Raw genomic sequence first — 23,474 nt, 5'->3', positions numbered from 1 at the left:
ACCGTTTCGGGCGGTTGGATGAAGCCTATCCCTGCGACTGCGCGTTTGGGCGATGTTTAAGCAGCGTTCATGTTGATTTTAGGGGCGGGGAGCACGAGGACGCGAGGGCGCGAGGGAACGAAAGACCTCACTACGGCCGAGTGCCAGCTTCTTCATGCCCTCGCGCCCTCGTGCCCTCGTGCCCTCACGCCCCCGCCCCCACTCCCGCCGGCAGCGCCGCTACCAGCGCTCGCAGCGCCGGCGATTGCGGATTGGCCAGCAGCGAGGCCACCGGTCCGGTTTCCACGGCGCGCCCCTGGTCCATGACCAGCAGGCGCTGGCAGAGACGGGCCACGGCGCCGAGATCGTGGGAGATGAACAGCAAGGCCAAGCCGCGCAGTGTGGCGAGGCTATCGAGCAGATCCAGAATCTGCGCCTGCACGGCAGGATCGAGCGCACTGGTAGCTTCGTCGCAGATCAGCACCTCCGGCTCGCAGGCCAGCGCCCGGGCGATGGCCAGACGCTGGCGCTGGCCGCCGGAGAACTGGCTGGGGTAGCGCCACAGTGCGGCTTCATCCAGGCCGACCTCTCGCAGCAGTGCCAGCGCGCGATCCAGTTGCTGGCCTGCAGTCGGCGGTGTCGGCGCAAAGCTCAACGCTTCGAAGAGCATCCGGTCTACCCGCTGAAGCGGATCCAGCGTCCGGTAGGGATCCTGAAACACCATCTGTACGCGCCGGCGCCAGCGCCGTAACTGGCGCGATTCCAGCTCGGACAGGCTGCGACCGAACCAGTCAACCCGACCGCTCAGCACCGGCATCAGCCCAAGCAGGCCGCGCGCCAAGGTCGATTTGCCTGAACCGGAACTGCCCACGACCGCCAGACGCTCGCCCGGCGCCAGCGACAGGCTCAGGCCCTCGACCACCGACGGCGGAGTGCGCGACCAGGGCCAGCGTCGAGCGGGCTGGTAACTCAAACTGAGTGCCTGTGCCGCCAGACTGGGGCCAGCCGATTCAGGCGTGGCGCCGCTGGCGGCGACCGTTGCGCCGTTCGAATCGGTGAGACTGGCAACCTGCAGGCAGCCATCTGTCAGCTGATAAACCCGTTCGCAGTATTCGGCGACGCGCGGCAGATCGTGGCTGATCAGCAGCAGCGCCATGCCCCGTGCCCGGGTCGCGGCCACCAACAGTTCACAGACGCGCCGGGCCAGCACCGGATCCAGCGCGCTGGTGGGCTCATCGGCCACCAGCAGTGCCGGCTTGGGCAACAGCGTCAGTGCCAGCATCAGGCGTTGGCGCTGACCGCCCGAAAGCTGATGCGGATAGGCGCGCAGCCAGCGCGGATCGGCCTCCATGCCGACATCGCGCAGCGCCTCGGCGATCCTGCCATCAGCAGCGGCCGAATCGAGTTCGGGTGCATGCACCGCCAGAGCCTCGCGCAACTGGTCCTGGATGCGGCGCAGCGGGTGCAGGCTGGCTGCGGCATCCTGGAACACATAGGCGATCTCACGGCCGCGCAAGGGCGCAATCTCGTCAGGAGGCAGCAACTGACCGCGCCAGTGAACAAGGCCGCCGCGCAGCTCTGCAGCTGCGGGCAACAAGCCGATCAGGGCCCGCGCCAGCAGGCTCTTGCCGGAACCCGACGCACCGATCAGGCCACAGACCTGGCCCTCGGCCAGCGCCAGATCAACGTGCGTGAGCACGTCATCGGCAGCGCGAAATCCGACACGCAACCCGCTCAACTGCAGCAGAGGCGCGTTCAATCGGAACTTCCGGTCAAGTATCGCAAGCGCTGTCGCAAGGCATCGCCGAGCAGGCCAAAGCCCAGCAGTACCAGCGCCAGCGCCGCCGCCGGTATCCACAAGGTCCACGGCGCCCATTGCAGATCCTGCACACCTTCGGCCAACAGCGTGCCCAGACTGCCCACCGTTTCGCTGGGCCCGAGGCCCAGGAAGGCCAGAAAGGACTCGACCAGAATCGCCTGAGTCACCACCGAGCCAAAGGCGGTCAGTGCTACCGGCAGCAGATTGGGCAGCAGATGGCGCGCGATCTGGGCCGTCGCGCTGGCGCCCTGCAGCTGGCTGGCGAGCATGAATTCAGTCGTGCGCAGGCGCCGCGCCTCCGGTCTGAGGATGCGCGCGGCATCCAGGCTGCCAAAGCCGCCCACCACCAGAATCAAGGCCCACAACGAGGGCTCGAACAAGGCGATCACCAGAATCGCGATGAGCATCAGCGGCAGGCTGAGCAGGACGTCGTTGGTACGCATCAGCGCTTCGTCAACCCAGCCGCCGGCATAGCCGGCAATCCCTCCGATCAAGGCGCCGACGAGCAAGGCCAGCACGCCAGCACCGAGTCCGATGGCCAGGGAAACGCCGATGCCGGCCAGAGTCCGCGCCAACATGTCCCGGCCAATGGCATCGGTACCAAACCAGTGGCCGTGAGCGATGCCCGGCGCCAGCAGATCCTGGCCCCACAGCGGCTGTTCCGGCGAGTACGGCCACATCCACGGCGTCAGCACGGCCAAGGCACCGAGCAACAGCAGGCCGAGCAAGGGCACGATGACCGAAGCACCGCCCAGCAGACTCAGCAGCGGGTGACGATCTGCGACGGGCGACTGCGTCTCAGGCAAGGGTGGCCTTGGTGCTGAGCGCCTTGAAGTCGATTTCCTCCAGCTTCACCGGCTCGCCCAGGAAATGACCCTGGGCATGGTCGGCACCACAATCGGCCAGCCACTTCAGCGTATGCAGGCTGTCAACGTGCTCGGCGATAACCCCAAGGTCCAGGGCGTGCGCCAGCGACACCATCGAGGCGACCATGGTGCGATCGCGCGAGGATTCGCCCAGATCCGTGATCAGGCTGCCTTCGATCTTGACGAAATCCACCGGCAGGTGTTTCAGATGGCTGATCGAGCTGAAACCGGTGCCGAAATCATCCAGGGCGAAGCGCACGCCGACCTTGCGCAAGCCCTGCATGAACTTGCGCGCCGCGTGCAGACTGCCGATTTCGCTGGTTTCGGTGACCTCGAAGATCAGCCGGTTGGCCTGCACGCCGGAGCCGCTGATCATCTGCTCGATCAGCTTCAGCGCTTCCGGGTCCTGCAGGGTCGAATTGGACAGATTCACAGTGAAGCCCACGCGCGAATCGGCGGGCAAGGTGGCCAGGAACCGCAGCGCCCGGGCAATCACCCAGAGATCGATCTTCGGCATCATGCCCACGCGCTCGGCCAGCGGCACGAACACCGAGGGACTGACCAGCTGGCCGTCGCGGTTGACCATGCGGATCAACAGTTCGAACAGGGCTTCGCCGCTGCTGTGCTGGTGCAAACGCCAACCCTGCGAGCGCAACGCCGCCTCGTCGGCATCGCGGATGCCCGCCACCGGCACGATCGGCTGCGTCAGCAGCAGGAAGCGATCTTCGTGCAGCGCTTCGCGCAAACGCACGATCCAACCGGCGTCCAGTTCCCGGGCAATTCGGGCATCGGCGCCCGAGACATAGATCTGGGTCTGATCGCGTCCTCGGCGCTTGGCGTCGTGGCAAGCCAGCCGCGCGTGCTCGATCACGTACTCGGCGCTGGGAGCCTCGCCACTGAGAATGGCCACGCCGACCGATCCACTGACCGCCACTTCGCGGCCATAGAGCTGGTAATTGCCGTCCTTGACCAACTCGCGGAAGCTGTCGGCGATGGTGAACAGATTCTCCAGCTGCACGCCGGAGAGCAGCAGCGCGTAGTGATCATCCTCCAGCCTTGCCAGCGCATCGTCCGGACGCAGTCGCTGCGACAGCAGATGCCCGACATCCACCAGCACCCGATCGGCCGCCGCCTGGCCGGCGTTTTCGACAATCATGTTGAAGCGGTCGAGATCGATGTAGAGCAGCGCCGAATAGCCGCCGCGCTCGCGCCGGATCTCCAGTTCCTGGGTCAGCGACTGGGTCAGACAGCGACGGTTGGCCAGACCGGTGAGCTGATCGTGCAGCAACTCCCAGCGCAGGCGATCGGCGCTCTTGCGCTCGGAAATATTGCGGAAAACCACCACCGTGCCCTCGCGCCGGCCCTGGATGGCCAGCGGCAACACCGTGCATTCAACCGGCAGCGCCTGCCCGGCGCGGGTCCAGAACACGGTTTCGTAGGAGCTGAGTTCCGAGCCCTCGCTGTAGGCGCGGGCCAGCGCCGAATCCTGCACGCCGATGCGCTCGCCATCCTCGGCCGCGAAATGGATCAGCTGATGGGCTTGCTTGCCGATCAGCTCCTGCTCATCCAGATAATCCAGCACCCGCACTGCCGCCGGGTTGGCAAAGGTGATGACGCCCTGCCCGTCCACACCGTAGACGCCGTCGCCCACGGCCCGCAGGATGCCGTCCAGTCGCAAGCGTTCGGCCTCCACCGATTTCTGCGACTGGATGGTGCGGGCCAGTGCCTTGATCCGCGCCAGCGTCAGCTCCAGCACCTCGTTCTTGAACATGCATTCCATGGCGCCAGCTTCGAGGCTGCGCTTGATGATCGCGTCCTTGTAGCTGCCAGTGATGATGGCGATGGGCATATTCCGGGTGGCCGTGGACGTCACCAGGCGCCGCGTCAGCTCATCGCCGCTGCCATCGGGGAGGTAATAGTCGACGATGGCCAGATCGTAGGCACCGCTCTGGCCCTTGGCATAGCCCTCCTGCACCGACGCCGCCGTATCGACGATGAAGCCATTGCTTTCCAGCACCTGACGGTAGGCAAAGCGCACGCTCTGGGAGTCATCGACGAACAAGACCCGCAGCGGCGCAATGCTTGGCGCCTGCACCAGGCTCTCGGGAGACGGCCCGGGACTGTCGGCTGCCTCTGGCGGCAGCAACTGCTTCAGCGCCGCCGGAATGCGGCCGAAATTGGACCACAGCAGCAGGAATGCGTTGCGCCGCCGCGCCAGCCATTGCGCCAGGAAGGGTGTCTTCTCGTGACTCAACACCAGCACCGCCAGCGCCGGTGCCCGCGAATCACCAAGTTGGGTCATCAGCGCCTCGAACTCGGGCGTGGATCGCTGCGGCGCGCCAATCACCAGCACCTTGAACTTGACCGCACCGGCATCAATCGATGCCAGCAATTCGTTGGCTTCGGCATAGTTGCCGATCATCCGGTCCACGGTCTGGTGACTGGCCGCCAGCGTGCGCTGCAGCAAATGACTCAAGGTGGCCGACGTCTCTACGATGACAATGCCAGACATAAACCCTCGATAGGCAATGGCGGAGATACGCGTCGGCGGCAAGGCGAAGTCGGCGTCGACTGACACGATGGCGACCCCGTCGACGCCAAACCACACACGCGCCTCGGTAGACCGAGCATATGAACAGCTGACCGGATTCTATGCAAGCCCTGGCGGGCGGCATGTGACGAATGTCGGGGCACGAGGGCGCGAGGGCAAGAGGGCACGAGGGCACGAGGGCACGGGGCACGGGGCACGGGGCACGGGGCACGGGGCACGGGGAAAGGCTACGGGCTTCGGTGCTCTTGTGGGTCCAGACTTGTCTGGACGCTTCTGGCGAGTTGAAACAAGAGCGTCCGGACAAGTCCGGACCCACAACAGCCGGTTTTGGTGGGTCCAGACAAGTCTGGACTCACAAGAGCCTGCGGCCCGGGCCATTGAGCTATTGCGGAGAGAGTCCGCATTCACCAAAAATACGCTAACGCATTGATGTATAAGCATGCAATAGAAGTGGCAAGGGGCAGGGGTCCAACCTCGACGCATGATCTGACCGTGCCGCGACGTGGGTCCCCCGCCCCCCGCCCCCTGCCCCTTGTTTGATGCACGAACAAGCGCACCGCCAGGGGCGACCGGGACTCCCACAACCCACAACCCACAACCGACAACCAAACTAAAGCGGCTCCACCCGCGCGCCCTCACTGACGCGGTCATCCGGATGCACCACGATCAGGTCGCCGGCCTCGACGCCGCTCAGGATCTCGGCCTCCAGGCCACTGCGCCGCCCAAGCGCTACCTTGCGCAGGTGGGCACGGCCGTCCTCGATCCGGAACAGCGCCCAGTCTTCGCCGCTGCGGAACAGAGCGCCACCAGGAACGGTCAGGGCTTCGCCGCTGGACAGGATGAACTCGGCGTCGACGCGGTAGCCGTCGCCCAGGCGCTGCCACTGTTCGGCGGGCGACACCAGGTCGGCCAGCACGTAGACCCGCTGCTCCTCCACCCCAAGCGCGGAGATCTTGGTGAAGCCGACCGGTTCGACCCGTCGCACCCGCGCCTGCAGGGACTGCTCTCCACCCCAACGGTGCAGGCGCACGTCCATGCCCGGCGCCACCCGAACTGCGTCGGACGAGAGCAGATCGACTTCCACTTCGAGGCTGGTCGGATCTCCGATCTCCAGCAAGGGTTCGCCCACGGCGACCGGTCCGGCACTCTCGCGCAGGCGCGCCAGGATCACGCCAGCTACTGGCGCCGTGATTTCCACCAGCGTGTCATCACCGGCGCTGGCACCCTGTTGCTGCAACAGCGCCTGCGCCGCCTCCTGTTGCGCCTGGGCCAGCTGCAACGTGAAGCGTGCCGCCGCCAACTCGGCACGGGCCTGCTGCGCCTGACTCTGGGCGCGATCGCCCTCGCGTTGCGCCAGCGTGCCTGAAGCTACCATCGGCAGCACCCGCTGCAATTCTTGCTGCGCCAGGGTATCGGCGGCTTTGGCGGCATTGATGCGCGCCTGCGCCTGACTCACCGCCGAGCCGGCCGCGCGCGACTCGAACTGCAGCCGTTCACGGGTGGCGGGATCCAGCAGGGCGCCCATTGCCGGCGCGATGCGCACCAGCACCTGACCGGCGCTGACAGGGTCGCCCGGACGCCATTCAAGGCGTTCCACCTCACCGGCCACGGCAGCCGTGATCCGGTAACGGTGCACGACCCGGGTTCGCCCTTCCTCACGCAGACTTTCAACGAGTTCCTGGCGCTGCACCTGGGCCGTGTCCACGCGCACCCGCTCGCCACGAAAGCCGAAGTACAGCACCGCCACGACCAGCGCCGCCGCCAGCAGCAGACCCGCACGGGCCGCAGGAGAACGCATCGCGCTCAACCCTGATCCCCCGAGGCTGCGCCCGTGTCCGCCTGCTCGCGTCCGTTTGCCGGCTGCTGCGCTGTCCGCGCACGCTCGGCGCGTTCGCGCAGCAGGCGTTGGGTCTCGACATCCATCAGCAGCGCCGTCGGCGGGCGCAACCGACTCGCCACCCGATCCTGAATGAACAGATACAAGGTCACGAAGCTCATCACTGCCGCGCCCAAGGGCGCGACCACGCCCCTGAACGTATCGGTACTGACAAAACTGCACGACCCCATCAACAACAGGGTAACGCCGAGTGCAATCCAGCGCGCCATGGTGTCTCTCCGTCTGCGCTCCAACCATAGGGGAGTCTGCACAATTGTGGCCGTGGGTGTCATGCGCTGGAGCGTTTGACGGTTGTCGGTTGTCGGTTGTCGGTTGTGGGTGTCGGTTGCGGGCGCGCGTTCTTGTAGCTCCAGACTTGTCTGGACGCTGGTGGTGATCCCGGCACTGTTCGCCTGGGCCAAATGGCGGCAGATCGCCCGTGGCCAGCTTTCGTAGGTCATCTGGCCTGAAAGGCCTGCGTGACGCGCTGAAGCGACTCAACCGCCACGCATCTGATCAGCATCGGAACCCGTCGCGCCTGCCAGAAATTGCTGGACGCCTTGTCCCCCAGTTCCCTTGCGGCGCTACCGAAGCCAGAAGCGGGACGCGAAGATCACGCGGGACCTGCTGGCGATTCACGGTTTTCGCGAGTATCACGGCGGCTGGTGGACAGATCGGGGTCGCAGCGGTGCCAGCGCGTGCGAGCTGTCACGCAGACCGCTGACGCGGTCTTGTGACCTACAAGAGCGCTTGCGCGAGCACCTGTTTACGCGCCCTTTCGCGCCAGGCGAAACGCACGCGATCCAGCGCCGGAATCACGTGGTCCCACGCTTCCCCGCGAATCTCGACTGGACGGCCCTGGTCGGAAAGATGCGCATCGTCGATGTCGCCAGTCCAGGCGAAGACGATGTCGTTGCAATGCTCGGCATCGCGCACCACCAGCAGCCGATCATCGAAGACCGCGGCAATGCGCTCGATCGGATTCCCGCCCTGGACCTGATCGCGGGCGATATTGGCCACCAACACGCCATTGCCGCGCAGCGCGCGTCGGCACTGCAGATAGAAGCGCAGCGTCGCCAGCGGCGGCGGAATACCGACGCGGTCATAGGCATCCAGCAACAGCACGTCATAGCGATTGCGGGCGCGGGCGATGTAATCGGCGCCATCGGCCAGATGCACGCTGAGGCGTTCGTCGTCGGGTGGCACCTGGAAGATGGCGCGCAAATCCATCACCAGCGGGCTGTTCTCGACCACCTCCATCGCCGAACTCGGCAGGTTGCGGTGACAGAACTTGACCAGCGACCCGCCGCCCAGACCGATCATGCCGATCCGCGCCGGCGCCGGATCGAACAGCACGAAACCCATCATCGCCCGGGTGTAGTCCAGCGCCAGCGCATCGGGTGCGTGATTCCACATCTGGCTCTGGATCTGGTGCCCGGCAAAGCGCAGCGAGGTAGCCGTAGAGGTCTCGGCCAGATAGGGCCTGACGATACGATCGACGGCGTCAAACTCGGACACCCGGCAACTCCTGACCCAGATGGGAGCGACATTCTAGTCTGTAAGGCATTGAGCGGTCGCGACGCGAGGTCGCTCCTACCGCGGCAGCTCGCTCTCCCGTGGGAGCGGACTCTGTCCGCGATGGTCGCGATGCACGGTATACCGGCGTCATTGCGAGCGCAGCGAAGCAATCCAGAAACAAGGTTGCAAGTCGCTTGAGTGCTTCGTTGCTGCGCTCCTCGCAATGACGCCTCAACCAGTTGGCGCGCGAACTTGCCGAACGATCAGGACAGCGATCGCCCATCTGCATCGCCTTGGCCATTCTTCGCGTTCTCTCTGCTTTCCTTTGCGTCCTCCGCGTCCGGCTTTTGCTGCCTGCACACGACGGCTCTCGATCTTCGCCGATACGCCAACGACTTCAGCCGCGATAGCGCGATCGCGGCTGAAGCCGCTCCCACAGCCCACCGGTGTCACTCAGCTCACGGCGCCCGCTTGCCGCTGCCGATGCGCTTCATCAGGGCGTCGACTTCCTTGCGCATGTCGCGCACCTGTTCCCAGATATCGTGATCCAGGGTCATCTTGTGGTGCAGGGCCGAGACGATCGGCACCAGGGTGTTCTCGTAGGCCTTGGCCATCTTGGTCAGGGTGTCAGCGAGCGCCGGCGGCATGTCCAGCTGCGGATCACGCGGCACCCTCGCCAGCAGTTCGCGGATCTCGCCCAGCGATTCCAGTGCCTTCAGAGCCTCGCGGGTGCCGGCCGACTGTTCGTTCTGCTTCTGCAATTGCTGGGCGATGTCGGCGAGCACTTGAGCGGCGCGGGTGGCGCCATCGGCCTCCTTGCCGCCCTGCTTCATCAGCCGCTGGAAGTTGTCGACCAGCTGCTGCCAGCGCGTTGCTTCCTCGGCGCTGGGATGGCCGATCAGTTGCGCCAGCTTCAGCAGATTCTCTTCGGCGCGTGCACCCAGGGTCTGGGCTTCGCCGCGATAGTGGTCACGGATCAGCGCATCGAGCTCGGCTTCGGTCATCAGCGGGCTCAACTGCGCTGCCAGCTTGACCATGTTGCGGTAGCTACCCTGCAGCTTGAAGGGCGGCTCCGTGCGATAGCTGTCGTCCTGGGCGGCGCTGGCGACGTAGCTGGCGTTGACCCTGCCCAGCACGTCACGCACGCTGAGCATGCGCTTGACCAGTTCCACCAGCTCCACACCACCGGGCAAGCCGCTGGGCAGCAGCTCGTCGTCGCCGCGGGCGATGCGCAGCACCGTCTGGATCTCGGCGCGCGGACGCTCGGCCAGTGGCGCCGACAGCGGGTTGGCGGTCAGTGCGTTCTCGATGTAGCTGTCGGCAAACAGCGCTTCGCGGCCGCTCAGCACATCGCCCAGATTGTAGACATCGGCGCGGTTGGCCAGCATGTCGGGAATGCGGAACATCTCGCCGGTTTCGGTGTAGGGATTGCCGGCCATGACCAGCGCGAAACGCTTGCCGCGCAGATCGATGGTGCGGGCACTGCCGTCGATGACCGCATCGATGCGCCGGGTGCCGTCGGCCAGCGAGATGAATTTCTGCAGGAATTCCGGCGAGCAGTGCTGGATGTCGTCGACATAGAGCATCACGTTGACGCCCATGGCCAGGCCCAGATTGAGCTTGACCAGTTCCTCGGCGGCGCCGCGGGTGCTGGCCTGGGCCGGATCCAGCGAGGTGATTTCGTGGCCCAGCGTGGGTCCGTTGACGCGCACGAAGATCATGCCCAGGCGATCGGCGATGTATTCCATCAAGGTGGTCTTGCCATAGCCCGGCGGCGAGATCAGCAGCAGCAGGCCGGAACGGTCCGAACGTTGATCGCCGATGGTGCCGATCTGCTTGGCCAGATTGTTGCCGATCAGCGGCAGATAGACCTCGTCGATCAGCCGGTTGCGCACAAATCCGGCCAGCGGCTTGGCCTCGAAACGGTGCAGTCCCAGACGTTTGCGCTCGCGTTCACTGACGCGATGGCGCAGTGCCGCAAAGGCCGACCAGGCCGGCGCCACGGTCTGCTGATGCTGCGCCAGGCGGATCAGGAACTCCGGAAAATCCAGTTCCAGCACGCCCTGCTTGACGCGTGCATGCTCGCCGCGCAGGCCCTCGATGCGGGTGTGCAGCTCGACATTGATGCGCTCGCGAGCCAGGCCCGGGAAGCACAGAATCGCCGCCGCTTCGAGCACACTGGCGGGATGGGCGTCGGGCTGCACGCGGGCACACCAGGCGCCGGCCAAGGCCAGCTTTTCGCCGGTCTCCACCGGCGCGTTCAACGCCGCCAGCGCCGTCACCGGCAGCTCGCGCGAAACCTGTTCGGCCAGATCCAGCGCCCGCCCGCTGGCGGCGAAGCTGGGCAAGGTGCCGCCCAGGCTGGCCGCCAGATGACGGGCAGCCGATTCGATGCTGCTGGCGTCGCCCGGCAGTCCGAGTTCGGCCGCCAGCGCGCTCAGGGCGCCTTGCCAAGACGGAGGCACCGGCATGCCCTCGCCTCGTGCAAGGAACCAGCCGAGACCCGCCGCCAATCCGCGCGTCGAAGCTTGTCCAGGCGCGTCCAGACCGGCAAACCAGGCCTGCGCCAGCACCCGCGCCGATGCCGGCCAGCGCAATTCGCCGGCTTGCCGGGCGATGCTGTCCAGCGCCTGCACGATGCGCGTGGCATCGGCATCGTGCACGCCGCGCTGGTAGTCCTCGGTGGGATGTCGCTGCGCTTCCTCAGCCACCAGATCGGCCAGCGCGCTGCCCTCGGTGGCGCGCAGGGCGGCGTTGATCGCGGCATCGCCGGCACTGGCGCGCTGCCAGATGCGCCAGGCCAGGTATTCGGCCCGATAGACCGATTCGGTCTCGTTCGGTAGCACCTGACCCCAGACTTCGCGATGCTGCTCGGCCTCGGGCTCATCCAGCGCCACCCGGTAATCCGTACCGGTCAGTTGCAGCGACAGCCCCTGCTCGTTGTGCAGCAGTGCCAGATCCAGCGGCCGGCGTTCGATCGTGAAACGCTGTCGGCCCAGGGCCAGGGAATCCCCCGACGTCCCGAGTTCCAGCCGATCGCGCAGATCGCGCAACCCGGCTTCCTTGAGACTGCGCAGGCGCCCGGCCAGTTCATCGGCCTGCACGGCCGCGCCCAGCTGGCGCAGCTCTTCGATCTGGGCCTGGGCGCGTTCGACCAGGGTGTCGCCAGCAAAGAAGCCATGCAGCTCGTCGGCCTCGGAGAGCTTGGCGATACGCCGCGGAATGCCATCCAGCACCCGCGAGACCGCATCGCGCAGGCCCTGCGCGCGCTTGTCGCGCTGCGCCGCGATCTGCTCGCGCCGGGCTGCGAAGGCTTCCAGCGCAGCCTCCCGACGGCTGGTCAGTTCGACCAGAAAGCCGGGTTGCGAGCCGAAGCGCCCCTCCAGGTGTTCGATCTGGCCGAGCGTGCGCGCCAGCGCCTCGTCGATGGCTTCGGGACTGTCGCTGCGCGCCAGCAGATTCGTGAGTGACTGCTCCAGCACGGTCAACTGGGCCCCGAATTCCAGTCCCTGCTCCTGCTCCAGCAGGCCCTCGCGGCGCGTACGCAACCCGGCGCGGATGCGATTGACCTCGGCATACAGCGCGCTGGTCTGACCCAACAGGATGGCCCGCTGCTGGGCGTCGGTCTGCTCGAAACTGGCGATCAGTTCCGACAGCCCGTCCAGCGACTCGGCCAGCGCATCCAGCTTTTCGCCGATCGGCGCCAGCGCCTTGGTGCTCTTGGCGCTGTCGACCGCCGCTGCCGCCTCGTTCAGCCCCTTGCGCAAGCTGGCAAAGGCCGCTGGATCGGCAAAGAACTTGAGCGCGCGCTCGCCGATGCGATCGAGCTCCTCGCGCAAACGGGTGTCCTGGGCATCGATCGCGGCCAGGTCCACATGCGCCTGTTCGCGCAATCCCGTCAGCTCGCCGCGCTTGCGCTTGATGGCGCGAATCGCCTCGGTGAAGTCCTCGGGCTTCTGCCACAGCAGGCTGACCACCTTGGACAGCAGCTCGCTGACCTCGCCCTGCGCCGCCTCGACCGCCTGGCGCGCTGACTGTCGTGCGCGCTCCAGCTTCTCATAGGCTTCCAGCGCCTCGCGCCCGCTGCGCGCCAGCGTGCCCACTTCGGCCGCAATCTGTCCGACCTCGGCCTCCGCCAACCAGGGATGGGCGTCGACACAGCGCGCCGCCAGCTTCAGCAAGCGCTCGTAGGCGCCTTCACTGGCGGCATCTTCGGCCAGCCGGGTCAGCTCGCGCAGTTCCGCCAGTGCCCGCACCACATTGGCATTGCCCAGGCGCCCGAGCAGGCCGCCGACCTTGGGCTGGGCGCTGGCGTGTTCCTCGGAGGCGAAAGGCGTGCGCCACAGCTGCATGGTGTGCAGCCGTGAGGCATCGCTGCCCTCGGGCGTGACCAGCAGGATCTGGCCATCGTCGAAGCGCGCGTAGCCCGCTGCCAGCAGCGGCTGGCCGATGGCGCGGTCGATCAGGTTATAGGGCAGCAGGGCATAGTCGCCCCTGGCGGTGTCGTAGAAGACGTAGAGCACATCCTCGCCGCTGGGCGCCCGCACCGTACGCTTCAGCCGGTAGCCGCTGAAATCGTGGCCCAGATCCTTGAAATGCTTGAAATCACCGGATTCGAGGTAGTAGCCGCCGGGAAACACGATGCCGTGGTCCTCGGGCAGCTCCACGCAGGAATCACCGATCTCGTCGATGCGCAGCACCTGCTTCAGACGCTTGTTGTAGACCAGGTAGCGGGTGTGGTTCTCGCGGTAGGGCTTGATGCTGAGCAGGATCAGGGTTGGCAGATCGGCGTAGGCAATCTCGGCATCGGCCAGCGCCTGGTTCTTGTCCTCGACCGGCTCGGAATAGATACCCAGACCGGTGTCGGTGTTGTTCTCGATCTTGATGGTCAGATCGCCGCCGATGGTTTCGACAAACACCGTGTCGAGGATGTTCACATGGGCATGCCGACCGAGCACATGATCCTCGCGCCCCACCGGCTGCCACTCGAAACTGTGCGAGGGCGGCAGCACATGGTCGCGCTCACCGCGATTGTCGATGTAGGTGAGCGCGCCGGCGGTATCGACGGCAAAGCGGAACACCCGCTTGTCACCCGGCTGGCTGCCAGTGCGGAAGATCAGCAGCAAGCGCTCGTTGACCAGCCGCAGCTGATCCAGCGTGGTCGCCTTGTAGTAAGTGAAGAGCTCGCGGAAATCGGCGACAAAGCGCTGGTCGTCCAGAAAGCTGCCGGCAATGGGCACGGTCTGAAGCTCCACGCCCTCCGCGCCCTCGGCCAGCTGGTAGAGGCAGAACACATCCTCGACCCGGGTCTCCTTCTTCAGACCCATCGTCACGTTGTAGCCGAACAGCAGCCGCTCGCCCACACGCACGATGTCGCGCGCGACGCAATTGTGCTCGGTGCGCGCACTCAAGCGCGCCGTCAGCTTGGGCTCAATGCGTCCAAAGGTACTGATGCGCTTGGCGTTGAGCGCATCGGCCTTGGCGCGCAGCGACTCGGAAGCCGCGGCCAGGCGTTTGCGGAGCAGGTCGAAGGTGGCGGATGAGGTCATGGGCGGGGCACGGGGCAGGGGGCACGGGGCACGGGAACAGCGATCGCCGCTCCCTCTGGATCGCCATCCCTCAGTTCCTTCGCAACCGGGGCTTTCAGATCTACCGTCATTTCGTAACTCGGAATGAACTCGGATACACCATTGGCCCGTCGCAGCAACGCGCTTCTCAGATTCAGCAACTGCGCCCTGAGCCGTGGCAGCGACTCGATCGTCTCGTCAGTCGATTCGAGCAAACCAACCCTGCTTGCGATGGTCCACTGGGTCTCTAGCTCGGCCAATGAGCCCAGAGCGACGGAGACGAACTGCACGAACTCTCGTGTGCTGTTTCTGGCGTGACCCTCAGCAATATTTGACGCAACCGAGTTCGCTGCGCGCCGAAGCTGCGACGTCAACCCGAAGCGCTCGTCGACGGGGAATGGGCGCGTCAACCGATAGACCTCGACAGCCAGGTCAACGGCGCCCTTCCAAACATCCAGATCACGGAAACTGGAGATCACTTCTTCGCTCCTGCCTTGGGAGTGGTCGAAACTCGAAATAGTCCCGGCGCGCGAAGCTACTCCCGTGCCCCCTGCCCCGTGCCCCCTGCCCCGCTGTCGCCCACCAGCTTCTTCAACATCTCCAACTCCTTGGTCTTCCCCCCCGCCACCAGCTTCTGCATCAGTGCCGCAACGCTCAGATCGCGCACCGCATCCGCCCCACCCACCGCAGCGACCAGTTCCTTGGCGTCCTGCAGCAGATCGCGTTTGCCGGCCTTGTGCTCGGCGAAGGCCTTGTTCAGCAGCTGGCTCTTGCCGACGGTGCCGTCGATGGCCTTGCCCAGCGACAGGCTGCGCATGAAGCTGTCGAAGTACTCGCCGTCGCCGCCGACGATCTCGATCTTGGCCTGTTGCAGGGCACGCGACAGCACCTGGGCCTGGTCCTTGGCGATGGCCTGGTTGGCCTCGATGCCGCGCAGGGTTTCGGCATGACTGTAGTCCAGCTGCATGCGCTGCTCTTCGTGGGCCCTTGTTTCCGGGCTCATCTTGGTCATGGCCTCGAACTTGGCGGTGAGGCCTTCGGACTCGGCCGCGAAGCGTGCCGCAATGGCCGCGGCCTCGGCTTCGCCGCTCTTCTGTCGACCGGTGGCCTCGGCTTCCAGCTTCAGACGCAGGGCTTCGGCCTGTGCCGCGCCCTGCTTGGCGATGGCATCAGCGTCGACCAGCTTGACCTGCGCTTCGGCCACGCCCTGCTTCTCGCGACCTGCCGCCTCGGCCTCCATCTTGGCCTGCAGCGCGTGGGCATGGGCATCGCCGAGCTTGACCACGGCGTCGGCATCCGCCAGCTTGATCTTGGCGGCGACGATGCCGTCCTTTTCCTTGGCATCGGCCTTGGCAATGGCGACCTTGGCTTCGGCCAGTCCAGATGCCGCTGACAGCGCCTCGATGCCCTCGGCTTCGCGCTTCTTGGCTTCGGCCATCTTGGCGGCGACCGCCAGCCTGGCTTCGGCCAGGGTCTGCTCTTCGGCTGATTTGTGCTTGGCGCGCTGCTCGTCGGCTTCGGCCAGCTTGACCTCGGCGATGAACTTCTCCTGGGCCTGGCCCTCGGCGAGCACGATGGTGCTCTTGCGGGTGCGCTCGGCCTCGGACATGACCCGCACGTTCTTGATTTCTTCTTCCTGCTCGGCAACGGTGCGCTCGACCACGATGCGCTCGCGGATGACGTCGGCGATGGCCTTCTTCTGCACCTCGACCGCCTTCTCCTTCTCGATCTGCTGCAGCGTCACCTCGCGCTCGCGGTCGACGATCTCCAGCTCGCGGGCGCGGGTGACCTTCTCTTCCTCGATAGCCACGGCGCGCAGACGGTTGTTCTGGGCAACTTCGGTCTCGCGCTTGACGTTCTCGTTCTGCACCGCGATCTGCTGATCAGCCAGCAGCCGTGCCAGCTCCGACTTGGCGCGCTCTTCCGAGGCGACCTTGGCCGACTCGGCCTCTTCGCGCGCCTTGGTGATGGTGATCTCGCGCTGCTGATGGGCCTCGGCATAGGCCTTCTGGCGCTCCAGTTCGAGCACCGCCTCTGCCGTTTCCACATCCTTCTTCTTGATCCGCATCTCTTCGTTGCGGCGAAACTCGTTGGTGCGGATGTTCTCTTCGGCCGTGAGCTCGGTGATCTTCTTGATGCCCTGGGCGTCGAGGATGTTGTGCGGATCAAGCTTCTCCAGCGGGGTCTGCTCCAGATAGTCGATGGCCGCGTCTTCCAGCACGTAGCCGGACAGGTCGTCGCCAATCTGGCGCACGATCTCGTCGCGGAACTGGTCGCGGGCCTGGTACAGATCGACGAAATCCATTGCCTTGCCGACGGTCTTCAGCGCTTCGGAGAACTTGGCCGAGAACAGATCCTCCAGCGTGTCCTGGTTGCTGGCGCGGGCGCAGCCGATGGCCTGGGCCACCCGCAGCACGTCCTCGGCGGTCTTGTTGACGCGCACGAAGAACTTGACCTTGATGTCGGCGCGCATGTTGTCCCTGCAGATCAGGCCCTCCTTGCCCATGCGCTCGATCTCGATGGTCTTCATCGAGATGTCCATCTCTTCGACCTTGTGCAGCACCGGGATCACCAGCCGCCCGGTAAAAGTCACCTCGGGCTCCACCCGCATGGTGTTGACGATCATGGCGTGACCCTGCTCCACCTTGCGGTAGAACTTGGCGATCAACGCCAGGAATCCGAACAGGAAGATGACGACAACGACGACAGCTGCGATCAATGTGGTGAAAGCGAGGTCCATGGGTTTCGTCCTTGCTGGAAATGGGATTGCGATGCCGGGACTCGGGACTCGGGACTCGGGACTCGCAGATCAAGAAAATCTATGGGGCAGTTCTCAAAATCAAAAAAGACAACCCGGTGCAGCTACGCAAGACCGCAGCGGGATATACGGTTTCGCCTCATCCGAGTCCCGAGTCCCGAGTCCCGAGTCCCGCCGCTTCATAAGCCTCCACCCGATAACGCCCACTCTTGGGATCAAGGTCGATGATCAGGGCGCTGGAGCCTTTGGTCAGGGTGTTGGGGGTATCGGCATAGACGCGCACGTTCAGCGGCGCGCCGCTGCCGAGGGCGACTTCGGCCTGGCCGAACTTTTCCGACACGGTCAGTGTCAGGATCTTGCAGGCCTTGCCGAGAATCGCTTCCTTGTTGGCACTGACATGCACGACAAACAGCGGTTTCAGGGGCCGCAGCGCGCGCGCCGCCAGCGGCACCGCCAGGATCAGCGCCGCGATCAGGATCAGGCTGCCGGCGATCCACGCCGGCAGCGGAATCCACGTCCACAGCAGCGACACCGCCAGCAAGGTCAGCAGCCACCAGAAGAACACCACTCCGCTGACCACGATCGAGAAGGGCAGCTTGTCAAGGCCCAGCGCCATCAGCGTTTCCGGGGCCTCGGCATGGCTGCCACCGCCGCCGTGCTCGGGAACATCGACATCGGTTTCCAGATGCACGTCGGCGTCGAAGTGCGGTCCGAACGAATCGAAATCGAGCACGCCGATGATCGCCAGCAGCCAGAACACCAGCAGCGCGCCCATCAGCACCGAGGGCACAAATCCCGGGAAGTGACTCAGCAGCTCCATGAAACTGTTCACGATCTGGCTCTCCTGGCGGGCTTCTTCGGCTGTGATTGTGACTCGGAAAACTCGATCAGTTCGGCGTTGACCCGTTCCTTGATCGCCAGATGATCCGAGGGATCCAGTTTGTAGCGCTTGCCCAGCAACTGATAGTCCTCGGGGCTGAGACTCACGGTCAGCCGCGGCCGCTTGGCCTGGCGGGTGATCGGCAGATCCAGTACCACCCGGATCTGATCGGAGTTCGACAGATTGGCGTCAAACGCCGCCTGCCGCACCGCCATCAGCACTGTTTCCGACACATCGAAGGCCACCTGCACCGCCTTCAAGGCCGGCTGCGCCGATTGCCAACGGCTGGGGAGGCTGCGCCCTTTCACGCGTCGCGGCCGTAGGTTGGGCAAAGCGCAGCGTGCCCGACATTGAATTGGGGGAAATGTTGGGCACGGCCGTTGGCCTTGGCCCAACCTACTCGCGGCGCCGATTGCCAGCGGCTGGGGCGCGCACGGGGTTCCAGTGCGATGTTTCTCGCCCTCGTGCCCTCGTGCCCTCGTGCCCTCATCGCTTCCTCCTCGGCCCCTTGCTCAACCGATCCATGACCTTGTCCGGACGGGCGTGTTCGAAACCGCCGGCCTTGACCGCTGGCTTCTTCGGCTTGACCGTCGGTGCCGCTGCCTGCGTGGTCTGGCTGGCCGCCACCGCCGCCCGGGCCATCGCCACGTCGCGGTTGAACTCGCGCAGCTGGGCTTCCACTCGATCGTGAACCGCACTCAGCGTGGCGATATGGCTGTCGAAACTTGCCGCCATATCGCCCTCGTGGACCACCGCTCGGGCCAGATCGCTCAAGCGATCGCGGTAGCGCGGGTGCTGCTCGGGTGCCCGGGTCAGGGCCTCCAGCTGCGACTGCGCCCGCAGCATGCGTCGACGCGCGGCCTCGGCGCGGGCCTTGGCATCGGCCAGCTCACTGGCTGTGCGTTGCAGCAAGGCCTGCGCCTGCTTCACCGTGGGCGGCTCAGACACCGTGCGTTCCGCACCGGGCGCCAGCGCCTTCCATTCGTCCTTGAGCAATCCGAGCACTTCATCCCACCAGGCCATGGTCGCTCTCACACCAGAAAGTCGGACAAGGTGGCCAGCGCATCGCGGCCGTTGTCGCTGAGCGTGGCCAGTTCCAGCGCCATATCCTCCGGCGTGGCCTGCGGGCTCAGCGCCCCGAACAACACGAAGTGCTCGCCGATACGTCCGAAGGCCGACAAGGGCACACTCGGATTCAGATCCAGCAAGGTCTCCAGCAACTTGCCGCGACGCTTGGCCTTGACGTCGGCATCGCGCCACAGATAGCTGATGCAGAGCAACTGACTGCCGGCATCGGTGATGTAGATCGGCAGCCGATCCACCTCCGGAAACCCGACCTCGATCACCGGCACTTCCCCAGCCATCGGAGTCACGTCGATCGCATCGATCAGCAGATGCCGCTGCAGCAGCGGCACCGTCGCCTCGATCAGGGTCACCAGCTTGCGCGGCCTGGCCATCGATCACCCGCCTCCTTGGCGGATCAGACGCTACAGCGTTGCCATCGACGCTATCTTCACCGACATATCATGTCAAGACATTTTATGTCGGATAGGTCGGAGGTCATGGAGGCGGGTTGCACGACGCGCGTAGGTCACGATACGCGTAGGTCACGATACGCGTAGGTCACGATACGCGTAGGTCACGATACGCGTAGGTCACGACGCGCGTAGGTCACGTTGCGCCGCAGGCGCTACGTGACACGGTGATGCGCCAGTTCCCGGCAGCCCCCGCTCCGACAACCTCACGCAGGCCCTGCGAGCCAGCGTGACCTACCAAAGATCTGTTGCTGCCCTGTCGGAATTCTCCTACACACGAACAGGATTTCACCCGATGTCGGGGACTTCAGGATCGCTCCATGATCCGAGCCCCGCTCCCATCGACCGGACTCAGTGGGCAATATTCGCCGCCACTATCAACCAGGCACGCTGGTGTTCCTGACGCTTGTATGCCACAGACGAGAGCCTTGGCTGCGCTCGACAAAGGCCAAGGAACTTCTTCTGCGCCTGTTGCAAGATCTGCGCGTCCAACACGACTTCAAGCTCTACGCGTGGGCAATCCTTGATGAGCATGTGCACCTGCTGGTCAGTGATCCGACTGGCGGCACGGCCACTTGGGTGCAAAGACTCAAGCTACTGTTTGTCCGCCGCCACCCCGACCGGCCGGGTCGCGTCTGGCAAAAGCGCTATTGGGACCATGTCATCCGCGACGAGAATGACCTGCACGAGCACCTCGACTATATCCACCACAATCCAGTGAAACATGGCCATGCAACACGAACAGCACAGTATCCGTGGAGTTCATTTGCCAAGTTTGCGAGGCTTGGTTGGTATTCCCGAGATTGGATTGCAGTCGCTCCGGAAGACGGCGACTACGGCGAAACGTAGGTCACGTTGTGCCGTAGGCGCTACGTGACACGGTGATGCGCCAGTTCCCGGCAGTCCCACGGCTCCGACAACGTCACGTAGGCCCTGCGGGCCAACGTGACCTACCAGAGCCCGCCAACCCCGCGATCCGCGTCGCTAATGACGCGCGTAGGTCACGTTGCGCCGCAGGCGCTACGTGACACGGTGATGCGCCAGTTCCCGGCAAGTCCCCCGCTCCGACAACGTCACGTAGGCCCTGCGGGCCAACGTGACCTACCAGAGCCGAGGCAGCTTCACGCCTTCTCGAACACGATCCGCCCGCCTTCGGCGCGGGCGCGGACGGTGTCGCGCGGTGCGTAGCGGCCGGCCAGCACTTCCTTGGCCAGGGGGTTCTCGATCAGGGTCTGGATGGCGCGTTTGAGCGGGCGCGCACCGTAGACCGGGTCGTAGCCGTAGTTGCCCAGCAGATCCAGCGCCGAGTCGTCGAGTTCGAAACGGATGTCGCGTTCCGCCAGTCGCTGCGCCAGATGTTCGGTCTGGATGCTGGCGATGCGCCGGATCGCGGTCTGGTCGAGCGGGTGGAACACCACCAGTTCGTCCAGCCGATTGATGAACTCGGGACGGAAGTGCTGCTGCACGATTTCCATCACGGCATTCTTCATGCGCGCGTAGTTGTCTTCGCCGGCCATTTCCTGGATCACCTGCGAGCCCAGGTTGCTGGTCATGACGATCACCGTGTTGCGGAAATCCACGGTGCGGCCCTGACCGTCGGTCAGGCGACCGTCGTCGAGCACCTGCAGCAGCACGTTGAAGACATCGTGATGGGCCTTCTCGACCTCGTCGAGCAGGATCACGCTGTACGGCCGGCGGCGCACGGCTTCGGTCAGATAGCCGCCCTCTTCGTAGCCGACATAGCCCGGCGGCGCACCGATCAGTCGGCTCACGGAATGCTTCTCCATGAACTCGCTCATGTCGATGCGCACCATGGCCTCTTCGGTGTCGAACAGGAAGCTGGCCAGGGCCTTGCACAGCTCGGTCTTGCCGACGCCGGTCGGGCCCAGAAACAGGAAGGAGCCATTCGGCCGGCGCGGATCCGACAAACCCGCACGCGAGCGCCGGATGGCATCGGACACCGCAGTCACGGCCTCGTCCTGACCGACCACGCGCTGGTGCAGCTCCGATTCCATGCGCAGCAGCTTCTCGCGCTCGCCTTCCAGCATCTTCGACACCGGAATCCCGGTCCAGCGGCTGACCACCTCGGCGATCTCGTCCTCGGTGACCTTGTTCTTGAGCAGGGTGAAGATCTTCTGATCGGCGCTCTGACTCTGCGCCAGCTGCTTTTCCAGCTCCGGAATGCGCCCGTACTGCAGCTCACTCATCTTGGCCAGATCCTGGGCACGGCGGGCGCTCTCGAACTCGTAGCGCGCCTTTTCCAGCTGCTCCTTGATCTGGGTCTCGCCGGAGACCGCCGCCTTCTCGCCCTTGAGGATCTCCTCCAGATCCGACAGTTCCCGCTCGAGCTTGCCGATCTGTTCCTCCAGTTCGCGCAAACGCTGCTTGCTGGCCTCGTCGGACTCCTTCTTCAGGGCCTCGCGCTGCATCTTCAGCTGGATCAGGCGCCGCTCCAGCCGGTCCATGTTCTCCGGTTTGGAGTCCATTTCCATGCGGATACGGCTGGCGGCCTCGTCCATCAGATCGATGGCCTTGTCCGGCAGCTGGCGGTCGGCGATGTAGCGATGCGACAGCGTGGCCGCGGCCACGATGGCCGGATCGGTGATCTCGACCCGATGATGCAGCGCATAACGCTCCTTCAGGCCGCGCAAGATGGCGATGGTGTCCTCGACCGAGGGCTCACCGACGAAGACTTTCTGGAAACGGCGCTCGAGTGCGGCGTCCTTCTCGACGTACTTGCGGTATTCGTCCAGCGTGGTGGCGCCGATGCAATGCAGCTCACCGCGCGCCAGCGCCGGCTTGAGCATGTTTCCGGCGTCCATGGAGCCTTCGGCCTTGCCGGCACCGACCATGGTGTGGAGCTCGTCGATGAACAGGATCACCTGTCCTTCCTGCTTGGCGAGATCACTGAGCACGCCTTTGAGGCGCTCTTCGAACTCGCCGCGGAACTTGGCACCGGCGATCAGGGCGCCCATGTCCAGCGACAGCAGTCGCTTGCCGCGGATACCCTCGGGCACTTCGCCATCGACGATGCGCTGGGCCAGGCCTTCGACGATGGCGGTCTTGCCCACGCCGGGCTCGCCGATGAGCACTGGATTGTTCTTGGTGCGGCGCTGCAACACCTGGATGGTGCGGCGGATTTCCTCATCGCGACCAATCACCGGATCGATCTTGCCCTCCTCGGCGCGCTGGGTCAGATCGATGGTGTATTTCTCCAAGGCCTGACGCTGTTCCTCGGCATTGGCGTCCTGCACCTTCTCGCCGCCACGCACGCTGGTGATCGCCTGCTCGATCCGCGCCTTGTCGGCGCCGGCAGCCTTGAGCGCCTTGCCCACCTCACCCTTGTCATCCAGCGCTGCCAGCACGAACAACTCGCTGGCGATGAACTGGTCGCCACGCTGCTGCGCCAGCTTGTCGCTGAGCATCAGCAAACGATTCAGATCGTTGCCGATCGACAGATTGCCCTCATCACCCTTGACCTTGGGCAGCTTCTCCAGGGCCTCGCCAAGCTTGCTGCGCAGAGCGCCGACATTGACGCCGGCCTGCACCAGCAGCGGCCGCGTCGAGCCACCCTGCTGGTCCAGCAAGGCCACCAGCACGTGCACCGGCTCGATCAGATTGTGGTCACGCCCCACCGCCAGCGACTGGGCATCGGCCAGTGCCTGCTGGAAGCGCGAAGTCAGTTTGTCCATGCGCATGGGAATCTCCTGTGGACCGTCACCCGGTCATCATTCATGCAACAGGAGTGCGGGTGCCTTGATCCAGTTCAAGGGCCTTGAAAAAGCGCGAAGCGCAAGGGGGTGGGTTGGTTGTTGGTTGTTGGTTGTTGGTTGTTGGTTGTTGGTTGTTGGTTGTTGGTTGTTGGTTGTTGGTTGTTGGTTGTTGGTTGTTGGTTGTTGGTTGTTGGTTGCTGGTTGTTGGTTGCTGGTTGCTGGTTGCTGGTTGGTAGTTGCTGGTTGTGGGTTGCTGGTTGGTAGTTGCTGGTTGTGGGTTGTGGGTTATCTGCGAACCCGGATTGAAGGTCGTTGAATTTCGGGAGTCCGAACGACAGCTTTACTGGGCCCGAATTGCGCACAGCGCTGTCCGGGCCGTGTCGCAAGAGACCCAGTGGGGCCTACTACGGGG

The 23,474-nt window shown here is 64.9% G+C and carries 15 protein-coding genes and 1 pseudogene; 1 reads left to right on the top strand and 15 read right to left on the bottom strand.

From position 1 onward, the window contains the following. Positions 1-184: 184 nt before the first annotated feature. From H7A19_03525 to H7A19_03465, 13 genes and pseudogenes are all read right to left on the bottom strand, one after another. Positions 185-1,738 carry an ABC transporter ATP-binding protein gene (locus H7A19_03525; protein MCP5473891.1) on the bottom strand — a complete coding sequence of 518 codons (1,554 nt, stop codon included), beginning with the start codon at positions 1,736-1,738 and terminating at the stop codon, positions 185-187. Then, entirely contained in the window at positions 1,735-2,604 is an 870-nt protein-coding gene (locus tag H7A19_03520) for an ABC transporter permease (protein MCP5473890.1), read from the bottom strand. Before H7A19_03520 ends, H7A19_03525 begins: the two co-directional genes overlap by 4 nt. Next, the gene (locus H7A19_03515) at positions 2,597-5,176 is read right to left on the bottom strand and encodes an EAL domain-containing protein (protein MCP5473889.1); all 2,580 of its coding nucleotides are present in this window, start codon (positions 5,174-5,176) and stop codon (positions 2,597-2,599) included. Before H7A19_03515 ends, H7A19_03520 begins: the two co-directional genes overlap by 8 nt. A gap of 649 nt (positions 5,177-5,825) precedes the next feature. Continuing rightward, positions 5,826-7,013: an efflux RND transporter periplasmic adaptor subunit gene (locus H7A19_03510; GenBank protein ID MCP5473888.1), complete on the bottom strand. Its 1,188-nt coding sequence runs from the start codon at positions 7,011-7,013 to the stop codon at positions 5,826-5,828. 5 nt (positions 7,014-7,018) lie between these two features. Then, positions 7,019-7,321 (bottom strand): hypothetical protein, encoded by a 303-nt coding sequence (locus H7A19_03505; protein ID MCP5473887.1) that lies wholly within the window; start codon positions 7,319-7,321, stop codon positions 7,019-7,021. A 508-nt stretch (positions 7,322-7,829) separates the two neighbouring features. Beyond that, the gene (locus H7A19_03500; GenBank protein MCP5473886.1) at positions 7,830-8,609 is read right to left on the bottom strand and encodes a spermidine synthase; all 780 of its coding nucleotides are present in this window, start codon (positions 8,607-8,609) and stop codon (positions 7,830-7,832) included. A gap of 458 nt (positions 8,610-9,067) precedes the next feature. Continuing rightward, positions 9,068-14,158 carry a DNA repair ATPase gene (locus tag H7A19_03495; protein ID MCP5473885.1) on the bottom strand — a complete coding sequence of 1,697 codons (5,091 nt, stop codon included), beginning with the start codon at positions 14,156-14,158 and terminating at the stop codon, positions 9,068-9,070. Next, the gene (locus tag H7A19_03490) at positions 14,155-14,652 is read right to left on the bottom strand and encodes a four helix bundle protein (protein MCP5473884.1); all 498 of its coding nucleotides are present in this window, start codon (positions 14,650-14,652) and stop codon (positions 14,155-14,157) included. The genes H7A19_03495 and H7A19_03490 overlap by 4 nt, the downstream gene beginning before the upstream one ends. A gap of 218 nt (positions 14,653-14,870) precedes the next feature. Continuing rightward, positions 14,871-16,916, bottom strand: a pseudogene (locus H7A19_03485) (hypothetical protein). A gap of 157 nt (positions 16,917-17,073) precedes the next feature. Next, positions 17,074-17,766: a ubiquinone biosynthesis protein gene (locus H7A19_03480; GenBank protein ID MCP5473883.1), complete on the bottom strand. Its 693-nt coding sequence runs from the start codon at positions 17,764-17,766 to the stop codon at positions 17,074-17,076. Next, positions 17,763-18,122: a hypothetical protein gene (locus tag H7A19_03475; protein ID MCP5473882.1), complete on the bottom strand. Its 360-nt coding sequence runs from the start codon at positions 18,120-18,122 to the stop codon at positions 17,763-17,765. The genes H7A19_03480 and H7A19_03475 overlap by 4 nt, the downstream gene beginning before the upstream one ends. 178 nt (positions 18,123-18,300) lie before the next feature. After that, positions 18,301-18,837, bottom strand: a complete 537-nt coding sequence (locus H7A19_03470) for a hypothetical protein (GenBank protein ID MCP5473881.1) — start codon at positions 18,835-18,837, stop codon at positions 18,301-18,303. Between the two features lie 8 nt (positions 18,838-18,845). After that, the gene (locus H7A19_03465; protein ID MCP5473880.1) at positions 18,846-19,271 is read right to left on the bottom strand and encodes a DUF2170 family protein; all 426 of its coding nucleotides are present in this window, start codon (positions 19,269-19,271) and stop codon (positions 18,846-18,848) included. A 432-nt stretch (positions 19,272-19,703) separates the two neighbouring features. On the opposite strand from H7A19_03465, the gene H7A19_03460 reads away from it, so the two are divergent. Next, positions 19,704-20,198, top strand: coding sequence for a transposase (locus H7A19_03460; protein MCP5473879.1), 495 nt, complete (start codon positions 19,704-19,706; stop codon positions 20,196-20,198). Positions 20,199-20,470: 272 nt separating this feature from the next. Here the strand turns inward: H7A19_03460 and clpB are convergent, their stop codons facing one another. Both clpB and H7A19_03450 read right to left on the bottom strand, forming a co-directional pair. Next, positions 20,471-23,047: an ATP-dependent chaperone ClpB gene (gene clpB / locus H7A19_03455; protein MCP5473878.1), complete on the bottom strand. Its 2,577-nt coding sequence runs from the start codon at positions 23,045-23,047 to the stop codon at positions 20,471-20,473. Positions 23,048-23,115: 68 nt separating this feature from the next. Further along, positions 23,116-23,424 carry a hypothetical protein gene (locus tag H7A19_03450; GenBank protein ID MCP5473877.1) on the bottom strand — a complete coding sequence of 103 codons (309 nt, stop codon included), beginning with the start codon at positions 23,422-23,424 and terminating at the stop codon, positions 23,116-23,118. Between the last annotated feature and the right edge of the window lie 50 nt (positions 23,425-23,474).

Source organism: Rhodanobacteraceae bacterium (genome assembly GCA_024234055.1).
Taxonomy (GTDB): Bacteria; Pseudomonadota; Gammaproteobacteria; order Xanthomonadales; family SZUA-5; genus JADKFD01.
This window is presented reverse-complemented; position numbering and strand designations above follow the sequence as displayed.

Coding starts and splice junctions, on each gene's coding strand:
- clpB (MCP5473878.1), bottom strand. CDS start 23,047: ATGCGCATGGACAAACTGACTTCGCGCTTCCAGCAGGCACTGGCCGAT.
- H7A19_03505 (MCP5473887.1), bottom strand. CDS start 7,321: ATGGCGCGCTGGATTGCACTCGGCGTTACCCTGTTGTTGATGGGGTCG.
- H7A19_03470 (MCP5473881.1), bottom strand. CDS start 18,837: ATGGCCTGGTGGGATGAAGTGCTCGGATTGCTCAAGGACGAATGGAAG.
- H7A19_03495 (MCP5473885.1), bottom strand. CDS start 14,158: ATGACCTCATCCGCCACCTTCGACCTGCTCCGCAAACGCCTGGCCGCG.
- H7A19_03465 (MCP5473880.1), bottom strand. CDS start 19,271: ATGGCCAGGCCGCGCAAGCTGGTGACCCTGATCGAGGCGACGGTGCCG.
- H7A19_03515 (MCP5473889.1), bottom strand. CDS start 5,176: ATGTCTGGCATTGTCATCGTAGAGACGTCGGCCACCTTGAGTCATTTG.
- H7A19_03510 (MCP5473888.1), bottom strand. CDS start 7,013: ATGCGTTCTCCTGCGGCCCGTGCGGGTCTGCTGCTGGCGGCGGCGCTG.